Below are 17,841 nucleotides of genomic sequence, written 5' to 3'. Positions count from 1 at the left end.
ACGCAGTTTCGGCAGGAGAGATGACCGTGCAGCACGAGGCGCAGACCGCGGGCGAGAGCCATGATCTGCTCGAGGTCTGGATCGATCAAGACCTGTGTACGGGCGACGGCATCTGCGTCCAGTACGCGCCGGAGGTCTTTGAGCTGGACATCGACGGACTGGCGTATGTGAAGAGCGCCGACGACGAGCTGCTGCAGGCGCCAGGGGCGACAACGCCCGTGCCGCTGCCGCTTCTCCGTGACGTCACCGACTCCGCGAAGGAGTGCCCGGGTGACTGTATTCACGTACGGCGAGTTTCAGACAGGGTCGAGGTCTACGGTCCGGACGCAGAGTGACCTGATTATTTCGCTCCGTGAGCAAAAGAGGGTCCGTGGTTACCGTCCGAAGGTATCCACGGGCCCTCTTCGGTGTCCGGCGGGTTCCCGCGGGGCCCACGGGTCCCGCGGTGCGGCGGCGCGTGGGGCGGCTGGGGCGCGCGGTACGTCAGGCCCTGCCCGCCGCGGCGGGTGTCGAGCGGGTGAACGCGCCGTTCTTCCACTGCCACTTGGCCTCGTCGCGGCGGTCGGGGCAGCAGCGGGGCACGTCGAGCGAGGAGTAGCCGAGCAGTGTCGCGGTCACGGCGCCGCCGCGCACCGCGAGGTCACTGACCGTGAGCTGGTCCTTGGTGTCCACAAGCGTGGCCACGACGCGCGGTTCGCCCGCGCGCGGGCGGGTGATGACGTACAGGGCTTCGGGCGGGGTGCCGGAGCCCGCCTCGCAGTGCGCGGACACCACGGTCTCGGGGCTGCCGTCGCCGTCGAGGTCACCGCTCGCCTTCTTGGCGACGACCGGCTTGGTGGGACAGACGAGCGGGAGGTCGGCGGCGGCCGGGGCGGGCGCGGGCGCCGGGGCGCTCCTGGACTGCGGCTCGGAGCCGGTCTGGGCGGCGGTGGCCGGGTCGGACTGCAGGAAGCCGGAGGCCGCGACGACGGCGGCGAGCGCGGCGGCGGTCGCCAGCCAGTGGATCGGGCGCGAGGCCCACGGCCGGTCCACCGTGTGGGCCAGTTCCGGGACGGCGGGTTGCTGCACGAGGAGTGTCTCCTGTGAGGGCTGTGCCGGTGGGGTTGGCGGCATGGTGCCACACCTCACACCGCCGCGGAACACCGGGGTCGTCGGCAGCGCCGGTGCGTTGTACGGGCATCAGGGACGGCGGACCGTGCCCCGGTGCGGGCGATCAGCGGGGGTTGCCGCCGTCGGCGTTCGGTCCGGTGTAGTCCTCGCCGTAGGCGCCCTTGGCGGGGCGGCGGCGGCGCATGGGCGGCTCGACGCCGTCGGCGAGGCGGCGGGCGGTGAGGAGGAAGCCGGTGTGGCCGATCATGCGGTGGTCCGGGCGGACGGCCAGGCCCTCGATGTGCCAGTTGCGGATCATCGACTCCCAGGCGGTCGGCTCGTTGAAGCCGCCGATCTCCCGGATCGACTCGACGGTGCGGGCGAGCTGCGTCGTCGTGGCGACGTAGGCGCACAGGATGCCGCCGGGCACGAGGGCCTTGGAGGCAGCCTCCAGGCACTCCCAGGGCGCCAGCATGTCGAGGATGACGCGGTCCACCTCGGTGTCGGACAGATTGTCCTGGAGGTCGCCGACGGTGAGCTGCCAGGCGGGGTGGGGGCCGCCGAAGTAGCGCTCCACGTTCTGCTGGGCGATCTCGGCGAAGTCCTCGCGGCGCTCGTAGGAGTGCAGCATTCCCTGGTCGCCGATGGCGCGCAGCAGGAAGGCGCTCAGCGAGCCGGAGCCCACGCCCGCCTCCACGACGCGCGCGCCGGGGAAGATGTCGGCGAAGGCCAGGATCTGCCCCGCGTCCTTGGGGTAGACCACGGCGGCGCCGCGGGGCATGGACAGGACGTAGTCGGGGAGCAGGGGGCGCAGCGCGAGGTAGGCGACGTTCCCCGTGGTGCGGACAACACTGCCCTCGGGAGCACCGATCAGCTCGTCGTGCGGGAAGGAACCCTTGTGGGTGTGGAAGTTCTTCCCGGCCTCGAGCGTGAACGTGTAGTGGCGTCCCTTGGGGTCGGTGAGCTGGACCTGGTCCCCGACCTTGAAGGGCCCGCGTCGGCGGGCGGCACCGGTCGGTTCGGACATGTGACCAGCCTACCGGCCGCGACAGGGCCCGCCGACCACCGAGGCCGGCCGGGGGCCGCCGCCGCGGGGTGTCAGTTCGGCCGTGCCATGGCCTTGACGAAGGCGCGCTCGACGTCGGCGGCGGACAGGACGCCGTAGATCTCGCCGGACTCCTCGACGACCAGGTACTCGCTCGCGGGGGTTGTCCGCAGCCGGTCCAGGAGGTCCTCCCCCGCCACGTCCGCGGGGATCCGCATGCCCTCGGTGATGTCCTGGGCGAGCCCGCCGACCGTCACCCAGGGGCGGCGGTGCTCCGGCACGCCGACGATGGCCGCCTCCCGGACCACCGACAGGGGGTCGCCGTCGGCGTCGACGACCACCAGGGCGCGGGCCCCGGCGGCGTTGGCGCGGCGCAGGGCCTCGGACAGCGGGGTGTCCGTCTCGACCGGGACGGCGCGCCGGGTCAGCGCGCGGGCGCGCAGCTCGGGCAGGTGCTCGCGCAGCCGGGCCATGCGCAGGCTGTTGCCGGCCCCGGTCCAGATGATGGCGGCCAGGATCGCGGCGAGCAGGGCGTCGGTGACGGTGTCCATGCCGCCGATGTCCTGGGTCTCGCCGCCGAGGGCGCCGGACTGGTTGAGGATCGGCAGGCCGACGAGTACGGAGATGGCGAGGGCGCGGCCGACCCAGGCGGCGGCGACGGTGCCGCTCATGGGCCTGCCGGTGATCTTCCAGACGACGGCACGCAGCATGCGGCCGCCGTCGAGGGGCAGGCCGGGCAGCAGGTTGAAGGCGGCGACGATGAGGTTGGAGATCATGAGACCGGCGAGCAGTACGCCCGGCACGGTGCCGGGTTCCACGGCCTGCATGCCCGCGTAGAAGACGCCCGCGAGGACGAGGGAGAGCAGCGGGCCGACGAACGCGAGCACGAACTCGCGTCCCGGCGTCTCGCTCTCCTTCTCGATCTCGCTGACGCCCCCGAAGAACTGGAGCTGGATGCGGCGCACCGGCAGCTTGAAGCGGAGGGCCGCGACGGTGTGGGCAAGCTCGTGGACGAGCACGGACGCGTAGAAGGCGACCGCGAAGAACAGTGACACGAGATAGCGGGCGTTGCCGAGCTCGGGCAGTACGCGGTCGAGCTGCCCGCCGAACACCCAGGTGATCAGCGCGGCCACCAGGAACCAGCTCGGGGCCACGTACACGGGCACCCCGAAGGGACGCCCCATGAGCAGACCGCCACCGGGGTTCTTCGGCTCCTCCTTGGGCGGCTCGCCCGGCGTGTGGTGGGCTTGCGCCCGCCGGGTGCGCGCCGCCCGGGCGGCCTCGCTCCCGTCGGCTCCTCGGTCGGCGGGGTGTTCCTTCCGGACGGACACGGAAGCACCGGGGCGCGGGGGCGCCGGGCGCTCACCCGGGGACCCGGCCGTGTCGCCGCCCACCGGGTCGGGCTCGCTGCCGACGCGGCGCTCACCTTCACCTGCCGGGCCGGGCGTGTCGTCGGTCCTTGGGGCGTCTCCCGGCCGCGTCCCGCCCGGCGCCGTGCCGTGCTCGCCGTCACGGGGGGGAGCGGGGTCGACCTCGGGCTGTGCCGGGCTCGTCGGCGCGCCGGGCTCGCCTTCCGCGGGGTCATGGCCCGTGGGCCTAGACGGGCCGGCCTCATCGCCGGGCCGGGTCGGATGTTCCCCCGGGGCGGACTCCTCGCCGAGGGGCCCGGCAGCCGGACGGGACGGCCCCACCGCCGGACCGGGCTCATCGGCCGGACCGGGCTCATCTGCCGGGCCGGGCTCATCTGCCGGGTCACGGCCGACCGCCGGACGGGACGGATGCTCCCCCGAGTCGGACCCCTCGTCGAGGGACCCGCCCACCGGACGGGACGGGCCCGACGCCGGGCCGGGCTCGTCGGACGGGCGGTGGCCGGCCGCCGGACGGGACGTGCTGGACGGCGCGCTCTCCGCCTGGGCGGGCGCGTTCTCGGACTGCGGCCTGCCGCTGCCGCCGCTTTCGTCCACGATGTCCCCTCGTTCGATGCGTCCCCCGCTCCTGCTCCGGCGCGGTACACGCACGATCATGCAGGGCGGGAGGGTCTGTCGTCGATGGTATGCGGCGGTTGTCAGTGGTGGGTCGTAGGGTCTGAGGTCATGGAAACCAGGACCGACGACATCCGGGTGGCCGCGCGCCCGGCGTCCCTGTCGCCCTCGCGCGCGAGCGACTTCATGCAGTGCCCGCTGCTGTATCGCTTCCGAGTGATCGACAAGCTGCCGGAGAAGCCGAGCGAGGCGGCCACCCGCGGGACCCTGGTCCACGCCGTCCTGGAGAGACTGTTCGACGCGCCCGCGACCGAGCGCACGGCGCCGCGGGCCAAGGCCCTGATCCCGGGACAGTGGGAGCGCCTGCGCGAAGCCAAGCCGGAGCTGGCAGAGCTCTTCGCGGACGACGACGCCGAGAACGCCGATGCCACGGACGACCGCACGGGCGACGCGGACGGCGTCGGCGAGCGCCTGGCCCGGTGGCTGGCCGACGCCGAGCGCCTGGTCGAGCGGTGGTTCACGCTGGAGGACCCGACGCGCCTGGAGCCCGCCGAGCGGGAGCTGTTCGTGGAGGCCGAGCTGGCCTCGGGCCTGAAGCTGCGCGGCATCATCGACCGCGTCGACGTCGCCCCGACCGGCGAGGTCCGCATCGTCGACTACAAGACCGGCAAGGCCCCCCGCCCCGAGTACGCGGAGGGCGCCCTGTTCCAGATGAAGTTCTACGCCCTCGTGGTGTGGCGCCTGAAGGGCCTCGTCCCCCGCCGCCTCCAGCTCGTGTACCTGGGCAGCGGCGACGTCATCACATACGACCCGGTCGAGGCCGACCTGGAGCGGGTCGAGCGGAAGCTGCTCTCCCTGTGGGACGCCATCGTCCGTGCCACCGAGACGGGAGAGTGGCGGCCGCGGCCGACGAAGCTGTGCGGCTGGTGCGACCACCGGGCGGTCTGTCCGGAATTCGGCGGCACGCCCCCGCCGTATCCGCTCGCGGTGAGGCCGCCGGAGTCGCCCGGTGACGAGCAGGGCAGAATGGGCCCGGGCTAGGCGAAGGAGAATTACGTGGCCATCCGCGTCCTACTGGTCGACGACCAGCCGCTGCTGCGCACGGGTTTCCGCATGATCCTGGAGGCCGAGCAGGACATCGCGGTCGTCGGCGAGGCCGGAGACGGCCTGCAGGCTCTGGACCAAGTGCGGGCACTACAGCCCGATGTGGTGCTCATGGACATCCGCATGCCGCGGATGGACGGGGTGGAGGCCACCCGGCAGATCACAGGACCCGGCAGGGACGGCCCGGCGAAGGTCCTCGTCCTGACCACCTTCGATCTCGACGAGTACGTGGTGGAGGCGCTGCGCGCGGGCGCCAGCGGGTTCCTCCTCAAGGACGCCCCGGCCAACGAGCTGGTGCAGGCGATCCGGGTGGTCGCCGGGGGCGAGGCGATGCTGGCGCCGAGCATCACCCGGCGGCTGCTCGACAAGTACGCGGGGCATCTGCCGTCCGGGGACGAGCCGGTTCCCGACACGCTGCACACGCTGACGGAGCGTGAGGTGGAGGTGTTGAAGCTGGTCGCCCGAGGGCTGTCCAACGCCGAGATCGCCGCGGACCTGTTCGTCAGCGAGACGACCGTGAAGACGCACGTGGGACACGTCCTGACGAAGCTGGGCCTTCGGGACCGGGTGCAGGCGGCCGTCTACGCCTACGAGAGCGGCCTCGTCCGGCCGGGGGCGCAGTAAGTCCCGCCCGGGACAGCAAGCAAGGAAAGGGGGGCGGATCCCGTACGGGATCCGCCCCCCTTTGCTGTTCCGCTCGGCGCGGCGCTCAGCCCTCGCTGCTCTGCTCGGCCCGGCGCTCAGCCCTTGCTGATCTCCCAGAAGCGGAAGACGGTCGACGCGTCCAGGCAGGACTCCACGCCGTACACGTTGTCGCGGACGACGGCGTACTGCTTGGCCTGCCAGACGGGCAGGATGGGCAGCTCCTCGGCGACGATGTTCTGGAGCCGGCCGTAGTCCTTGTCGGTCGACGTGCGGTCGCTCTGCGCGGCCGTATTGGGAATGATCTTCCCGGTGATGGTCGGGTTCTCGTAGTTGTTCGACAGGACGTTGTCCTTGCCGAAGAACGGCTGCGTGAAGTTGTCCGGGTCCGGATAGTCCGGCACCCAGCCCTTGACGTACACGCCGTACTTCCCGGCCTTGATGTCCTTCTCGTACTGTTCGAACTCGACGGACTTCACATCGGCCTCGAACAGACCGCTGGCGTTGAGCTGCTTGGCTATCGCGCGCAGCTCCTGGTCGGTTGCGGGGCCGTAGCGGGACGGCGTGGACCACAGCGTCAGCTTGGCCTTGCCGTCGATGCCCGCCTGGTTCAGCGCGGCCGCGGCCTTGTCCCGCTGCGGGCGGGCGCCGTAGGTGTCGAAGAAGGCCGTGTTGTGGCCGCCGATACCGGCCGGGACGATCGAGTACAGCGGCGTCGCCGTGCCCTGGTACACCTGGTCGACGAGCGCCTCGCGGTCCAGGAGATAGGCGATGGCCTTGCGCACGCCGGACTTGCCGGCCATCGGGTCCTTCATGTTGAAGACCAGGTGCTGCACCTCCGCGCTGGTGCCCTCGATGATCTCCATCTTCTGGTCGGAGGCGTTCTTCTCGATGTCGTCGATGTCCGCGGCGGCCAGGCCTCGATAGGCGACGTCGATCTCGTGGTCGGTGATCGCCTGCTTCAGGCCCTTGCGGTCGTTCTTGAAGAAGCGCAGGGTGACGCCGTCATTGCGGGTCTTGGCGGTGCCCTGGTACCGGGAGTTGACGGAGAACTGCGCCTCGTCCTTGCTGAACGAGTCGAGCTTGTACGGCCCCGAGCCCACGGCCTCGCCGTCCGTGCGCAGTTCGTCCATGGGGTATTCGCGGTGGTCGACGATGGAGCCGGCGCCGGAAGCGATCTTGCTGGGGAAGGTCGCGTCGGGGAACTTCAGCTTGAAGACGACCGTCTTGGCGTTCGGCGTCGTGACGGTGTCGAGCATCGACAGCATGGTCGCAGGACCGCCCTCGACGTCGATCTTCCGCATGCGGTCGAAGGAGTACTTGACGTCCTTCGACGTCAGGGAGTTCCCGTTGCTGAACTTCAGGCCGTCCCGCAGCGTGCAGGTGAAGACCTTGGCCTGCTGGTCGCTGAAGCCGCACTTGCGCGCGGCCTCGGGCTCCGGCTCGGTGGCTCCCTTGGGGAAGCTCAGGAGCGACTGGAAGACGTTGTTGAAGAGCAGCCACGAGCCCGGGTCGTAACCGGAGGCGGGGTCGGTGGCGAGGACGTCGTCGGACATCCCCACCACCACGGAGTCGCTGTCCTTGGCCGAGCCGCCGGTCTCCGACCCGCACCCCGTGAGCAGGGTCGCGGCGAGGCCGGAGGTGAGGGGAACGGTCAGCCACTGGTTGCGCAGTTTCACTTACGTGCCTTGTCGTTGTTTCCGTACACGGGTGCCGCGACCGGTCAGTCGCTCACACCGCGGGCGAGCTCCCAGAGCTGCAGATTCGAGGAGGAGTTCAGGGCCCATTCGACGCCCGTGATGTCGTCACGCGCGGCGATGTACTGCTTGCCCTGCCACAGCGGTAGCACCGGGACGTCCTCGGCGACGATGTCCTGGATCTTCTCGATGCTCTTGCTGGCGCTGAGGCGGTCGGCCTCGCGGCGGGAGGTGGGGATGAGTTCGTCGTTGATGGTGCGGTTGCGGTAGGGCGAGCCGAGGAAGTTGTCCTCGCCGAGGAACGGTGCCAGGAAGCTGTCTGCGTCGGGGAAGTCGGGGAACCAGCCCATGCCGTAGACGTCGTACTTGCCCTCGCGCTCCGCCGGGCGGAAGGTGTTCCAGATCTCGCCCTTGATCTGCACGTCGAAGAGGCCGCTGTCGTTGAGCTGCTTCTGCAGCGTCTCGAACTCCTTCTTCGTGGCCGGGCCGTAGTGGTCCGTGGTGTAGTGCATGGTCAGCTTGACCGGTGTGTCGATGCCGGCCTGGGAGAGCAACTGCTTGGCCTTCTTCGGGTCCGGGTTCTCGTACTTGTTGAAGAACGAGTTGGAGTGACCCGTGATGGTGGTCGGCACCAGGGAGTACAGCGGGTCGGCGGTGGAGCCGTACACGCTGCTCGCGACCTCGCCGCGGTCGACGATCTGGGCCATCGCCTGCCGCACGGCCTTGTTCTTGACGGTCGGCGCGGTGGTGTTGAAGGCGAGGTAGCGGATTTCGAGGCCGGGCATCTCGACGAGGTCGATGTCCTTGCCCGGGCTCTCGTCGAGATCCTTGATCTGCTGCGGCGACATGGTGCGGGTCATCAGGTCGATGTCGCCCTTGTCCAGCGCCTTGCCCATGCTGGCGGTGTTCATGAAGGTGCGCAGCTCGACCTTGTCGTTCGACTGCGTGTAAGAACCCTTGTAGTGGGAGTTCTTGCTGAAGACCGCCTTGACGACCTGGCCGTTCTTCACTTCCGACTTGACGGTGTACGGGCCGGAGCCGTCCACATCGAAGCCGTCGCGCAGCTTGTTCTTGCTGTACTTGTCGGGGCTGACGATGCCCGCGATCGGAGTGGCGAGCTTGAACGGGAACGTCGCGTCCGGGCTCTTGAGGTGGAAGACGATGCCGCGCTCGCCCTGGACCTCGATGGTCTCCACGTTCGACACCAGGCCGTCGACGCCGCTGGAGTTGGCCACCTTCATGTCGCGCACGCGCTCGATGGAGAACTTCACGTCGGCGGCGGTCAGCGGCTTGCCGTCGGCGAACTTCAGGTCCTTGCGCAGGGTGCACGCGTACCGCTCGTTGCCGGTGTCGGTGAAACCGCACTTCTGGGCCGCCTCGGGCTCCGGCTCGCCGCCCCCGCGCGGCATGGCCATGAGCGTTTGCAAGGTCTGGCGCAGTATGTTCCAGGTACCGGCGTCATAGGAGTACGCCGGGTCGAAGGGAGCCGGGATCTCCTTCGATACGGCGAACCGGTCCGTGGTGCCCACCGCGATGGGACCGTCGCCGTCCCCGCTGCCCGAACCGCCGCACGCGGCGAGCGTGGGGGCGAGCAGGCCTATGAGGGCCGGCAGCACCAGAGTCTTGCGGTTCATGCTGGACGTTCTCCAGAGCTCTTGATCCCGTGATTCCGACAACGGCGGGGTGGGGTTGATGAGGCACGGGGGGGGTGGGGCGATGTTCTCGCGACGAGATTAGTCCGCGCCACCAGGGGCATTGGAGGGGACTGGAGTTGAGCTCCCATCACGCAGTGATACAGGGCGTGGACGCACCGATAACCCGACACTGGAAGGTTTCGTGCACGACTGACCCAATCAGGACACAAGGTCATGCCGCCCTCGGGGAGTAAGGGCTCTCCTGCACAGGAGAGGCCCTCTGTCGACCCTCTTCGAGGTGGGAAACGTCACACTTTCAACTGGCCATGGGGCCTGGGTGTTTCAGCCATCGGCGGCTGTCGGCGGCCGGTTCGCCGGTCCCGTCCGTCAGGTCCGCACGAGCCCGCGCAGGAAGCGCAGGTCGACGTGTTCGAGTGTAGGGACGACGGTCCGGCTGTCGGACGGCGCGATCGGCGCGACGGACGGCACGGCGACGACCCGGCAGCCCGCGGCCTCCGCGGCGGCAACCCCGGTGGCGGTGTCCTCGATGACGGCGCAGCGGGCCGGGTCGGCGCCGAGGCCCGCGGCGGCGACCAGATAGGGGTCCGGGTGCGGTTTGGTGCGCGCCACCTCGTCACCGGCGACGGTGAGACGGAAGTGATGGGCGCCGATGGAGTCAAGGACCCGGTCGATGATGCGCCGGTGCGAGGCGGAGACGAGCGCCGTCGGCACGTCGTGGGCGGCGAGCTCGGTGAGCAGTCTCGCGGCTCCGGGCATCAGCGGCAGGGTGCGGCTGATGCGGTCCTCGAAGCCGTCGTTGAGCAGCACGGTCAGCTCGGGGACGGTGATGTCGGCGCCCGTGGCCTCGATGAGGAAGCCGGCGCTGCGCGTCATGGGGCCGCCAACGACCACGTCCCGCCAGGACTCGTCCAGGGCGTGGCCGAGCCCGGCGAAGACCTCGACCTCGGTGTCCCACCAGAAGCCCTCGGTGTCCACGAGGGTTCCGTCCATGTCGAGGAGAACCGCCTGCAGCGCGGAGCCTTCCGCCGTTCGGGTACCGAGCGCGGGGACCGTACTGGTCATACGGGCACACCTCCATCAGGGACGAGAAGGCCGGTCCCCCAAGGGGGACCGGCCTGAGCTGGACCGTTCAGTGTACGGGGCTTGCGTCCCGTGCGCCCTGGGATATCTCCCGGGGGCTCGGCGCCGTTGCGGGGGCTCTGCCCCCGGGCCCCCTTTATCGGCCTTCGGCCTCGTCCTCAAACGCCGGACGGGCTGGAAGATTCGGCCTCGCCGGACGAGCCGGAGGATCCAACCTCGCCGGACGGGCTGGAAGATCCAGCCTCGCCGGGCGGGCCGGCCATTGCCGGGCGGGCTGGGACGTCTACCGCGCGTTGAAGTACTTCGCCTCCGGGTGGTGGATCACGATCGCGTCCGTCGACTGCTCGGGGTGGAGCTGGAACTCCTCCGAGAGCTGGACGCCGATGCGCTCCGGCTGCAGGAGTTCGGCGATCTTGCCGCGGTCCTCCAGGTCGGGGCAGGCGCCGTAGCCGAGGGAGAAGCGGGCGCCCCGGTACTTGAGGGCGAACATGTCCTCGACGTCGGACGGGTCCTCACCGGCGAAGCCGAGTTCGGAGCGGACACGGGCGTGCCAGTACTCGGCGAGCGCCTCCGCCAACTGCACGGAGAGGCCGTGCAGCTCAAGGTAGTCGCGGTAGGAGTCGGCGGCGAACAGCTCGGCCGTGGCCTCGCCGATCCTGGAGCCGACGGTGACGACCTGGAGGCCGACGACGTCCGTCTCGCCGGACTCCTCGGGGCGGAAGAAGTCCGCGAGACACAGGCGGCGGCCGCGGCGCTGGCGCGGGAAGGAGAAGCGGGTGTGCTCGTTGCCCTGCTCGTCCAGGATGATCAGGTCGTCGCCCTTGGAGACGCACGGGAAGTAGCCGTACACCACGGCCGCTTCCAGGAGGTTCTTGGTCTGCAGCTCGTCCAGGAGGCCGCGCAGGCGCGGGCGGCCCTCGGTCTCGACCAGTTCCTCGTACGTCGGTCCGTCACCGGCGCGGGCCTGCTTCAGGCCCCACTGGCCCTTGAAGAGTGCGCCCTCGTCGAGCCAGGACGCGTACTCCTTGAGCTGAATGCCCTTGATGACGCGGGTGCCCCAGAACGGCGGCGTCGGCACGGGGGTGTCGACGGCCACGTCGGAGCGGGCCGGGCCCTCGGGCTCCTCGACGGCCACCGCGGGGGTTTCGCGCTTGGGCACGCGGCGCTGCTTGAGCTCGGGCAGGGTGGCGCCGGGCACGCCGCGCTTGACCGCGATCAGGGCATCCATCAGGCGCAGGCCCTCGAAGGCGTCGCGGGCGTAGCGGACTTCGCCCTCGTAGATCTCGTGCAGGTCCTGCTCGACATAGGCACGGGTCAGCGCGGCGCCGCCGAGGATGACCGGGTAGTCGGCGGCCATCTGGCGCTGGTTCAGCTCCTCCAGGTTCTCCTTCATGATCACCGTGGACTTCACCAGGAGGCCTGACATGCCGATGACGTCGGCCCGGTGCTCCCGCGCGGCGTCGAGGATGGCGGCGACGGGCTGCTTGATGCCGAGGTTGACGACGTTGTAGCCGTTGTTGGACAGGATGATGTCGACGAGGTTCTTGCCGATGTCGTGGACGTCGCCGCGCACGGTGGCGAGCACGATGGTGCCCTTGCCCTCGGCGTCGGTCTTCTCCATGTGCGGCTCCAGGTAGGCCACCGCGGTCTTCATGACCTCGGCGGACTGGAGCACGAAGGGCAACTGCATCTGGCCGGAGCCGAAGAGCTCGCCCACGACCTTCATGCCCTCGAGCAGCGTGTCGTTGACGATGGCCAGGGCGGGGCGGTCGACGAGGGCCTCTTCGAGGTCGGCCTCGAGGCCGTTCTTCTCGCCGTCGATGATGCGGCGCTGCAGCCGCTCGTCCAGCGGCAGGGCGAGGAGTTCCTCGGCCTTGCCGGCCTTCATGGACTTCATGTTGACGCCGTCGAAGAGCTCCATGAGCTTCTGCAGGGGGTCATAACCCTCGGCACGGCGGTCGTAGATCAGGTCGAGTGCGACCTTGACCTGCTCCTCCTCCAGGCGCGCGATCGGCAGGATCTTGGAGGCGTGCACGATGGCGGAGTCCAGGCCCGCCTTGACGCACTCGTCGAGGAAGACGGAGTTGAGGACGACGCGGGCGGCCGGGTTGAGGCCGAAGGAGATGTTGGAGAGGCCGAGCGTGGTCTGAACGTCCGGGTGGCGCCTCTTCAGCTCGCGGATCGCCTCGATGGTCGCGATGCCGTCCTTGCGGGACTCCTCCTGACCGGTGCAGATGGTGAAGGTCAGGGTGTCGATGAGGATGTCCGACTCGTGGATGCCCCAGTTCGTCGTCAGGTCCTCGATGATGCGCTCGGCGATGGCGACCTTGTTCTCGACGGTGCGGGCCTGGCCCTCCTCGTCGATGGTCAGGGCGATCAGCGCGGCACCGTGCTCCTGGGCGAGCGCGGTGACCTTGGCGAAGCGGGACTCGGGGCCGTCGCCGTCCTCGTAGTTCACCGAGTTGATGACCGCGCGGCCGCCCAGCTTCTCCAGGCCCGCCTGGATGACCGGGACCTCGGTGGAGTCCAGGACGATCGGCAGCGTGGAGGCGGTGGCGAAGCGTCCGGCCAGCTCCTCCATGTCCCGTACGCCGTCGCGGCCCACGTAGTCGACGCACAGGTCGAGCATGTGCGCGCCCTCGCGGATCTGGTCGCGGGCCATCTCCACGCAGTCGTCCCAGCGGCCGTCCAGCATGGCCTCGCGGAACTTCCTCGAGCCGTTGGCGTTGGTGCGCTCGCCGATGGCCATGTACGAGGTGTCCTGTCGGAACGGGACAGTCTGGTACAGCGAGGCGGCGCCCGGCTCGGGGCGCGGGTCGCGCTCGGGCGGGGTGAGGCCGCGGACCCGCTCGACCACCTGGCGCAGGTGCTCGGGCGTCGTACCGCAGCAGCCGCCGACCAGGGACAGGCCGTACTCGCGGACGAAGGTCTCCTGGGCGTCGGCGAGCTCGGGGGCGCTCAGCGGGTAGTGCGCGCCGTCCTTGCCTAGCACGGGCAGACCGGCGTTGGGCATGCAGGCCAGCGGGACCCGGGAGTGCCGGGCCAGATAGCGCAGGTGCTCGCTCATCTCGGCGGGCCCGGTCGCGCAGTTCAGGCCGATCATGTCGATGCCCAGGGGTTCCAGGGCGGTGAGCGCGGCGCCGATCTCGGAGCCGAGCAGCATGGTGCCGGTCGTCTCGACGGTCACGGAGCAGATGAGGGGCAGGTTGGCGCCGGTGGCGGTGAGGGCGCGGCGGGCGCCGAGGAGGGCGGCCTTCGTCTGCAGCAGGTCCTGGGTGGTCTCCACCAGGAGGGCGTCGGCACCGCCCGCGATCATGCCCTCGGCGTTCTGCTGGTAGGCGTCGCGCAGCAGCGTGTACGGGGCGTGGCCGAGGGTGGGCAGCTTGGTGCCGGGGCCCATGGAGCCGAGCACCCAGCGCTGCTGTCCGGTGGCGACGGTGAATTCGTCGGCGACCTCGCGGGCGATGCGGGCGCCGGACTCGGAGAGCTCGAAGACGCGCTCGGGGATGTCGTACTCGGCGAGCGCGGCGTGGTTCGCGCCGAAGGTGTTGGTCTCGACGCAGTCGACGCCCGCGGCGAAGTACTCCTCGTGTACGGAGCGCACGATGTCGGGGCGTGTGACGTTCAGGATTTCGTTGCAGCCCTCGAGGTTCTCGAAGTCCTCGAGGCTGGGGTCCTGTGCCTGCAGCATGGTGCCCATCGCGCCGTCAGCGACCACCACGCGGGTCGCCAGTGCTTCGCGGAGGGCGTCGGCCCGCTTCCCGGCGGAGGACTCCGCTGCGGAAACGGATGAGGGGGTCGGCAACGAGGCCATGAATGAGCTCCCTGGAGTGCGACGGCTGTCGGCTTTGCGGGTTCCTTGGGGACCCGCACCCGGTCAGGGTAGCCGGGACCTTGGTCCCACCGTGAGAGCGTCCCAGTGAGCGGACCCCTTTGCCATGTGGCCGGAAGTGTTCGCCCGGCCCCGTCCGGCGCGAATCCTGCACACGCACCCTTAGCCAGAGGTCGGCAACGACCGATAGTGTTCAGCATTGCCGAACGTCAAACGGGGATGGAGGACAGGACTGCGATGGCACGGAACATCCAGTCGCTGGAGCGGGCCGCCGCGATGCTGCGGCTGCTCGCGGGCGGCGAGCGCCGGCTCGGCCTCTCGGACATCGCATCCTCCCTCGGGCTCGCCAAGGGAACGGCCCACGGCATCCTGCGCACCCTCCAGCAGGAGGGGTTCGTCGAGCAGGACGCGGCCTCGGGGCGCTATCAGCTCGGCGCGGAGCTGCTGCGTCTTGGCAACAGTTATCTGGACGTGCACGAGCTGCGCGCCCGCGCCCTGGTGTGGACCGACGACCTGGCCCGCTCCAGCGGCGAGAGCGTGTACCTGGGCGTGCTGCACCAGCAGGGCGTCCTGATCGTCCACCACGTCTTCCGGCCCGACGACAGCAGGCAGGTCCTGGAGGTCGGGGCGATGCAGCCACTGCACTCCACGGCACTCGGCAAGGTGCTCGCCGCGTACGACCCGGTGGCGCACAGCGAGGTCATGGAAGGCGAGCGGCAGTCCTTCACCGCGCACACGGTGACCGAGGCCGAGTCCTTCGAAGGGGTCCTCGACCTCACCCGCGCGCGGGGCTACGCGGCCGACACCGAGGAGACCTGGGAGGGCATCGCGTCCGTCGCCGCCCCCATCCACGACCGCCGGCGGATGCCGGTGGGCGCGGTGGGCATCACGGGGGCCGTGGAGCGGGTCAGCCCCGAGGGCGAGCTGCGGTCCGAGCTGATCGCGGCGGTGCGGGACTGCGCCCGTGCGGTCTCCCGGGACCTGGGCGCAAGCCGGTTCTGACAGCCCGCGCTGGGCCCGGGTCGGCGCCCCTCCGCGGCCTCCTGCGGTCGCGGTGCTCCTGATAGCTCAGAACGATCAATAACGATCGTGTTTTCAATTACAGAAGTCTTGACGTGCTGGTAACCCCACGGCCAGACTCGCGTCCACCGGTCGGCATTGTCGAACACCTAACGGCATTACGCGTTACAGTGGGACAGGCCAGGGCCGGCAACGCCCTCACCTGAGGGCGCGGACCACCGGAGGGACCCGGGGTTCGCCTTCCCCTGGACGAAGGACAAAGGAGTCGCGGGTGTCCAGCTCCGACATCTTCATCGGCGAGACCATCGGTACCGCCGTGCTCATCCTGCTCGGCGGTGGCGTGTGCGCCGCCGTCACGCTCAAGCGCTCGAAGGCCAAGGACGCCGGCTGGCTCGCCATCACCTTCGGGTGGGGCTTCGCGGTGCTGACCGGCGCCTATCTGGCCGGCGGTGTCTCGGGCGCCCACCTGAACCCGGCGGTCACCATCGGCCTCGCGGTCGACGGCGGCACCAAGTGGAGCGACGTCCCGATCTACCTCGCCTCGCAGTTGCTCGGCGCCATGATCGGTGCGCTCCTGGTGTGGGCCACGTACTACGGCCAGTTCCAGGCCCATCTCACCGACCCGGAGATCATCGCCGCCCAGCCCGTCGAGGACGGCATGGTCGACCAGAAGGCGGCGCCGAAGGCGGGCCCCGTGCTCGGCGTCTTCTCCACCGGTCCCGAGATCCGCAACGTCGCGCAGAACCTCGTCACCGAGATCATCGCCACCACCGTGCTCGTCCTCGCGATCCTCACGCAGGGTCTCAACGACGGCGGCAACGGCCTCGGCACCCTCGGCGCCCTGATCACCGCACTGGTCGTGGTGGGCATCGGCCTCTCGCTCGGCGGCCCCACGGGCTACGCCATCAACCCGGTCCGCGACCTGGGCCCCCGCATCGTGCACTCCCTGCTCCCGCTCCCCAACAAGGGTGGCTCGGACTGGTCGTACGCGTGGATTCCGGTCGCAGGTCCGCTGATCGGCGGCGCTCTTGCCGCATACATCTTCAAGCTGTTCTGAGCGAACCCGCCGACCACACCACCACGTACTTCAGGAGCACACCGTGACCGACGCGCACACCGCAGGCACTCCTTCGCACGACGGCCCCTTCATCGCGGCCATCGACCAGGGCACCACGTCCAGCCGCTGCATCGTCTTCGACCGGGACGGCCGCATCGTCTCCGTCGACCAGAAGGAGCACGAGCAGATCTTCCCGAAGCCGGGCTGGGTCGAGCACAACGCCACCGAGATCTGGAACAACGTCGAGGAAGTCGTCGCCGGAGCCATCTCCAAGGCCGGCATCACCCGCGACGACATCAAGGCCATCGGCATCACCAACCAGCGTGAGACCACGCTGCTGTGGGACAGGACCACCGGCGAGCCGGTGCACAACGCCATCGTGTGGCAGGACACCCGCACCGACGGCCTCTGCAAGGAGCTCGGCCGCAACGTCGGCCAGGACCGCTTCCGCCGCGAGACGGGCCTGCCCCTCGCCTCCTACTTCGCAGGCCCCAAGGCCCGCTGGCTGCTCGACAACGTCGAGGGCCTGCGCGAGCGCGCCGAGACGGGCGACATCCTCTTCGGCACCATGGACTCCTGGGTCATCTGGAATCTGACGGGCGGTGTGAACGGCGGCAAGCACGTCACCGACGTCACCAACGCCTCCCGCACCATGCTGATGAACCTGCACACCATGAAGTGGGACGAGCGCATCGCCGACTCCATCGGCGTGCCGATGCGGATGCTCCCCGAGATCCGCTCCTCGGCCGAGGTCTACGGCGAGGTCAGCGGCGGCAAGCTCGGTGACCTGCTCGGCGGCATCCCGGTCGCCTCCGCCCTCGGCGACCAGCAGGCGGCCCTGTTCGGCCAGACCTGTTTCGAGGAGGGCGAGGCGAAGTCCACGTACGGCACCGGCACGTTCATGCTGATGAACACCGGTGAGAAGGCCATCAACTCCTACTCGGGCCTGCTCACCACCGTGGGCTACCAGATCGGCGACCAGAAGCCGGTCTACGCCCTGGAGGGCTCCATCGCCGTCACCGGTTCGCTGGTGCAGTGGATGCGCGACCAGATGGGCCTGATCAACTCCGCCGCCGAGATCGAGACCCTCGCGTCCTCGGTCGAGGACAACGGCGGCGCGTACTTCGTACCGGCCTTCTCCGGTCTGTTCGCCCCGTACTGGCGCTCCGACGCCCGCGGTGTGATCGCCGGTCTGACCCGGTACGTCACCAAGGCGCACATCGCGCGCGCCGTCCTGGAGGCCACCGCCTGGCAGACCCGCGAGATCACCGACGCCATGACGAAGGACTCCGGCGTCGAACTCGCGGCCCTCAAGGTCGACGGCGGCATGACCTCCAACAACCTGCTGATGCAGACCCTCTCGGACTTCCTTGACGCACCGGTGGTGCGCCCCATGGTCGCCGAGACGACCTGCCTCGGCGCCGCCTATGCCGCCGGTCTCGCCGTCGGCTTCTGGTCCTCCACCGACGACCTGCGTGCCAACTGGCGCCGGGCCGCGGAGTGGACCCCCCGCATGGACGCGGCCACCCGCGACCGTGAGTACAAGAGCTGGCTCAAGGCCGTCGAGCGGTCCATGGGCTGGCTCGAGGACGACGAGAGCTGAACCGCACTCAGCTCGCCTGACGAGGAGTCAATCAA

At 69.9% G+C, this 17,841-nt stretch carries 13 protein-coding genes; 6 read left to right on the top strand and 7 right to left on the bottom strand.

All coding sequences use genetic code 11. The features are described 5' to 3' along the window. Nucleotides 1-20: 20 nt before the first annotated feature. Nucleotides 21-335, top strand: a complete 315-nt coding sequence (locus IG78_RS0106080) for a ferredoxin (RefSeq protein WP_030560268.1) — start codon at nt 21-23, stop codon at nt 333-335. A 148-nt stretch (nt 336-483) separates the two neighbouring features. Here IG78_RS0106080 and IG78_RS0106075 read toward each other — a convergent pair whose 3' ends face one another. The 3 genes from IG78_RS0106075 to IG78_RS0106065 all read right to left on the bottom strand — a co-directional run bounded on the left by IG78_RS0106075 (nt 484) and on the right by IG78_RS0106065 (nt 4,158). Beyond that, nucleotides 484-1,068 carry a hypothetical protein gene (locus tag IG78_RS0106075; protein WP_030560266.1) on the bottom strand — a complete coding sequence of 195 codons (585 nt, stop codon included), beginning with the start codon at nt 1,066-1,068 and terminating at the stop codon, nt 484-486. 145 nt (nt 1,069-1,213) lie between these two features. Next, nucleotides 1,214-2,116, bottom strand: a complete 903-nt coding sequence (locus IG78_RS0106070) for a tRNA (adenine-N1)-methyltransferase (protein WP_030560265.1) — start codon at nt 2,114-2,116, stop codon at nt 1,214-1,216. Between the two features lie 71 nt (nt 2,117-2,187). Continuing rightward, nucleotides 2,188-4,158 (bottom strand): site-2 protease family protein, encoded by a 1,971-nt coding sequence (locus IG78_RS0106065; protein ID WP_430738984.1) that lies wholly within the window; start codon nt 4,156-4,158, stop codon nt 2,188-2,190. A 69-nt stretch (nt 4,159-4,227) separates the two neighbouring features. Between IG78_RS0106065 and IG78_RS0106060 the strand changes: the two genes are divergently transcribed. After that, entirely contained in the window at nt 4,228-5,157 is a 930-nt protein-coding gene (locus IG78_RS0106060) for a RecB family exonuclease (protein WP_030560262.1), read from the top strand. A gap of 15 nt (nt 5,158-5,172) precedes the next feature. Beyond that, nucleotides 5,173-5,844 carry a response regulator gene (locus IG78_RS0106055; RefSeq protein ID WP_030560260.1) on the top strand — a complete coding sequence of 224 codons (672 nt, stop codon included), beginning with the start codon at nt 5,173-5,175 and terminating at the stop codon, nt 5,842-5,844. Between the two features lie 116 nt (nt 5,845-5,960). Here IG78_RS0106055 and IG78_RS0106050 read toward each other — a convergent pair whose 3' ends face one another. The 4 genes from IG78_RS0106050 to metH form a co-directional block, all read right to left on the bottom strand. After that, nucleotides 5,961-7,541, bottom strand: coding sequence for an ABC transporter substrate-binding protein (locus IG78_RS0106050; protein WP_030560258.1), 1,581 nt, complete (start codon nt 7,539-7,541; stop codon nt 5,961-5,963). Between the two features lie 44 nt (nt 7,542-7,585). Then, nucleotides 7,586-9,193: an ABC transporter substrate-binding protein gene (locus IG78_RS0106045; protein ID WP_030560257.1), complete on the bottom strand. Its 1,608-nt coding sequence runs from the start codon at nt 9,191-9,193 to the stop codon at nt 7,586-7,588. Between the two features lie 387 nt (nt 9,194-9,580). Beyond that, the gene (locus IG78_RS0106040; protein ID WP_030560256.1) at nt 9,581-10,276 is read right to left on the bottom strand and encodes an HAD family hydrolase; all 696 of its coding nucleotides are present in this window, start codon (nt 10,274-10,276) and stop codon (nt 9,581-9,583) included. A 301-nt stretch (nt 10,277-10,577) separates the two neighbouring features. Beyond that, on the bottom strand, nt 10,578-14,108 hold the full coding sequence (gene metH, locus IG78_RS0106035) for a methionine synthase (RefSeq protein ID WP_030560254.1): 3,531 nt from the start codon (nt 14,106-14,108) through the stop codon (nt 10,578-10,580). Nucleotides 14,109-14,363: 255 nt separating this feature from the next. Between metH and IG78_RS0106030 the strand changes: the two genes are divergently transcribed. The 3 genes from IG78_RS0106030 (at nt 14,364) to glpK (ending at nt 17,806) form a co-directional block, all read left to right on the top strand. Beyond that, a complete protein-coding gene (locus IG78_RS0106030) occupies nt 14,364-15,128 on the top strand; it encodes an IclR family transcriptional regulator (protein WP_030560252.1) in 765 nt (254 codons plus the stop codon). Nucleotides 15,129-15,417: 289 nt separating this feature from the next. Beyond that, a complete protein-coding gene (locus IG78_RS0106025) occupies nt 15,418-16,203 on the top strand; it encodes an MIP/aquaporin family protein (protein WP_030560251.1) in 786 nt (261 codons plus the stop codon). Nucleotides 16,204-16,246: 43 nt separating this feature from the next. Further along, the gene (gene glpK / locus IG78_RS0106020; protein ID WP_030560249.1) at nt 16,247-17,806 is read left to right on the top strand and encodes a glycerol kinase GlpK; all 1,560 of its coding nucleotides are present in this window, start codon (nt 16,247-16,249) and stop codon (nt 17,804-17,806) included. The last annotated feature ends 35 nt before the right edge of the window (nt 17,807-17,841 follow it).

It is taken from the genome of Streptomyces aureocirculatus (genome assembly GCF_000720475.1).
Lineage (GTDB): Bacteria > Actinomycetota > Actinomycetes > Streptomycetales > Streptomycetaceae > Streptomyces > Streptomyces aureocirculatus.
This window is presented reverse-complemented; position numbering and strand designations above follow the sequence as displayed.

What these genes read in the sequence shown, in the direction of transcription:
- IG78_RS0106040 (WP_030560256.1), bottom strand. Translation starts at nt 10,276, where the DNA reads ATGACCAGTACGGTCCCCGCGCTCGGTACCCGAACGGCGGAAGGCTCC.
- IG78_RS0106065 (WP_430738984.1), bottom strand. Translation starts at nt 4,158, where the DNA reads ATGATCGTGCGTGTACCGCGCCGGAGCAGGAGCGGGGGACGCATCGAA.
- IG78_RS0106080 (WP_030560268.1), top strand. Translation starts at nt 21, where the DNA reads ATGACCGTGCAGCACGAGGCGCAGACCGCGGGCGAGAGCCATGATCTG.
- IG78_RS0106045 (WP_030560257.1), bottom strand. Translation starts at nt 9,193, where the DNA reads ATGAACCGCAAGACTCTGGTGCTGCCGGCCCTCATAGGCCTGCTCGCC.
- IG78_RS0106070 (WP_030560265.1), bottom strand. Translation starts at nt 2,116, where the DNA reads ATGTCCGAACCGACCGGTGCCGCCCGCCGACGCGGGCCCTTCAAGGTC.
- IG78_RS0106030 (WP_030560252.1), top strand. Translation starts at nt 14,364, where the DNA reads ATGGCACGGAACATCCAGTCGCTGGAGCGGGCCGCCGCGATGCTGCGG.
- metH (WP_030560254.1), bottom strand. Translation starts at nt 14,108, where the DNA reads ATGGCCTCGTTGCCGACCCCCTCATCCGTTTCCGCAGCGGAGTCCTCC.
- IG78_RS0106060 (WP_030560262.1), top strand. Translation starts at nt 4,228, where the DNA reads ATGGAAACCAGGACCGACGACATCCGGGTGGCCGCGCGCCCGGCGTCC.